Source organism: Halorubrum sp. AJ67 (assembly GCF_000513435.1).
On the sequence record NZ_CBVY010000005.1, the window covers coordinates 94,337 to 96,592 of the forward strand.

General features: G+C 69.2%; 2 protein-coding genes and 1 pseudogene. 1 reads left to right on the forward strand and 2 read right to left on the reverse strand.

Features of this window, described 5'->3' with window-relative positions; translation table 11 throughout:
- Positions 1-106 precede the first annotated feature (106 nt).
- Together BN903_RS06645 and BN903_RS06650 are read right to left on the reverse strand one after the other, a co-directional pair.
- Positions 107-476: pseudogene (locus BN903_RS06645) on the reverse strand (MBL fold metallo-hydrolase); the annotation flags it as partial.
- Positions 477-542: 66 nt separating this feature from the next.
- Complete coding sequence (locus tag BN903_RS06650) at positions 543-1,640, reverse strand: PAS domain-containing sensor histidine kinase (protein ID WP_048076995.1); 1,098 nt, start codon at positions 1,638-1,640, stop codon at positions 543-545.
- A gap of 112 nt (positions 1,641-1,752) precedes the next feature.
- Between BN903_RS06650 and BN903_RS06655 the strand changes: the two genes are divergently transcribed.
- Positions 1,753-2,130, forward strand: a complete 378-nt coding sequence (locus BN903_RS06655; protein WP_048076996.1) for a hypothetical protein — start codon at positions 1,753-1,755, stop codon at positions 2,128-2,130.
- Positions 2,131-2,256 lie beyond the last annotated feature (126 nt).

Consider the following 2,256-nt stretch of genomic DNA (forward strand, 5'->3'; position numbering starts at 1 on the left):
CGACGAGACGCGCGCGCGCGACGACGACGCGACGTGCGCGCGACGNGCGCGCGACNCNCNCNCCCTAATCCCCCTGGTCGTGCCCTTGCCTCCCACGACTGCCGTCCAGGCGCTCCCGGTCGGCGTCGGGCCATCCCCCACCGCTCGAACGTCTCGCGCTGGAGGTCGCGGTCGGCGAAAAGCGGCGTCTCGCTCCCGTCGACCAGTCCGGCGTCCGCCTCGTGGACGTACACGTCGGCGTCCCCGGCGGCCTGAATCTCGCCCGCCAGCCCCGCGTGGTCCGGGTGCCAGTGGGTGAGCGCGACCGCGTCGACGTCGGCGAAGGCGACTCCGTACTCGTCGAGCCCGTCGACCAACTCCTCGCGTACCTCGGGGAGCGCGACGCCGGTGTCGACGAGCGCGGTCGTCTCGCCGTCGAGCAGGTAGATGTCGTTTTCGCCCTCGAAGACGGTGTTCCCGAGCTGGATCCGTTTCACACCGTCCCGTCGGCGGGCGTCCATTTGAGGGTTGCCACCGCGGAAGCCGGGGAGAACGGGGGCCGTTCAGTCGACCACGTCGACGCCGGTGAACTCGAAGCGCGCACCCCCGCCGTCGGCGTCGGTGACGCGCACGTCCCAGCCGTGGGCCGTCGCGACCGCCTCGACGATATCCAGCCCGAACCCGGTTCCCCCGTCGCTCGTGGTGTATCCCGGATCGAACACCCTCTCGCGGTCGGCCTCCGGAATCCCCGGGCCGTCGTCGGCGACGTAGAAGCCGCCGTCGAGGTCGCCAACGGTCAGCGTTACGCTCTCGCTCCCGTGTTCCACGCTGTCGCCGGACTCTGTCCGGCTGCCAGTCGAGCCATGCTCGACGCTGTTCCGCGCGAGGTTCTCGAACACCTGCCGGAGCCGGCTCCGGTCGGCACGGACCGCGCGGTCGGTCTCGACGCGCAGCGTCGCGTCGGCGGTCTCGACGCCCTCCCAGCACTCCTCGACGAATCCGCGGAGCGGGACGCGCTCCGTCTCGTCGACGTCCTCGCCGTCGCGGGCGACGGTCAGGAGGTCCTCGATGAGGACGTTCATGCGGTTGTGGGCGCGAGCGACGTGGTCGAGGTGTTCGGAGTCGCACTCCTCGCGGGCGAGATCGAGCCGCCCCTCGGCGACGTTAAGGGGGTTCCGGAGGTCGTGTGAGACGATGCTCGCGAACTCCGCCAACCGCTCGTTCTTCTCTCTGAGCGCCTCCTCCCGCCGCTTCCGATCGCTGACGTCGCGGATGACGCCCACGCGATCGAACTCGTCGAACGCCTCGTCGCCGGGCTCGTGGTCGTCGCCGCCCCCGGCGATGAAACTGAACCGCATCTCCACGGGGAACCGCTCGCCGTCCGCGGTGAGGAACTCGTACTCGACGACTCCGTCGTCCCGCTCTCCGGCCGCCATCTCCCGTCTGACCGCTCTCGCCCTTTCGGCGGCCTCCTCCGTGACCCAGTCGTAGATCTGCGTCCCGAGCAGTTCCTCGCGGCCCGCCCCCTTCATCTCGGCGTACCGGTCGTTGACGTACGCGATGGTGCCGTCCGGACGGACGGCGTAGACGGCGTCGTCGATCGAGTCGAGGATCGCCTCGTACCGCCGTAGTTCCTCGTCTCGGCGGTCGGTCCCTGTCATCTGTCGCTTCGGCTCAAGTTACTCGCATGTCGTAATAAAACGGTCGTCACGGGCCCCCGCTTGGCCGCCGCGATCCGTGCGTGCTTTTGCTGCTCGCGCCCGTGTCGAGGACATGGAGTATCAACCGGGCGTCTGCAACATCGGACCGACCCAACAGCGGCGGCGACTCCTCCTCGGCGTCGGCTCGCTCGCGCTCGCCGCGGTCTACGTCGCGGCGGTCGTCGCGCTGGCGTGGCCGCAGTGGTCGCTCGCCCTCTCGGTGTTCCCCCTGTACGGGGCCGCGATGGGCTGGTTACAGTACCGCGAGCGCTTCTGTATCGGCTTCGCCGGCATCGGCGTCTTCGACGTGGGCGAGGGCACGAGCGAGATCCGGAACGAGGAAGCGCTCGCCGCCGACCGCAAGAAGGCGGTCACACTCAACGCCAAGGCAGTCGGGATCGGCGTGGTCGGGACGGTGGCCGTCTACGGCGCATCGCTCGTTCTAGTATAAGTAGGTTGTCAGTTCGGTGGTGGTGAATCCGGTCGAAAATCCTGCCGCTCGGCCGCACGCAGCTATTCTCGTCGTGACTGAGACCGCCGAAGCCCCAGCCGGTCGGCTGTACGCTGCTGATCTCGT

Bases quoted from the DNA above. Each gene is read 5' to 3' on its own strand.
- BN903_RS06650 (WP_048076995.1), bottom strand. From the start codon at position 1,640: ATGACAGGGACCGACCGCCGAGACGAGGAACTACGGCGGTACGAGGCG.
- BN903_RS06655 (WP_048076996.1), top strand. From the start codon at position 1,753: ATGGAGTATCAACCGGGCGTCTGCAACATCGGACCGACCCAACAGCGG.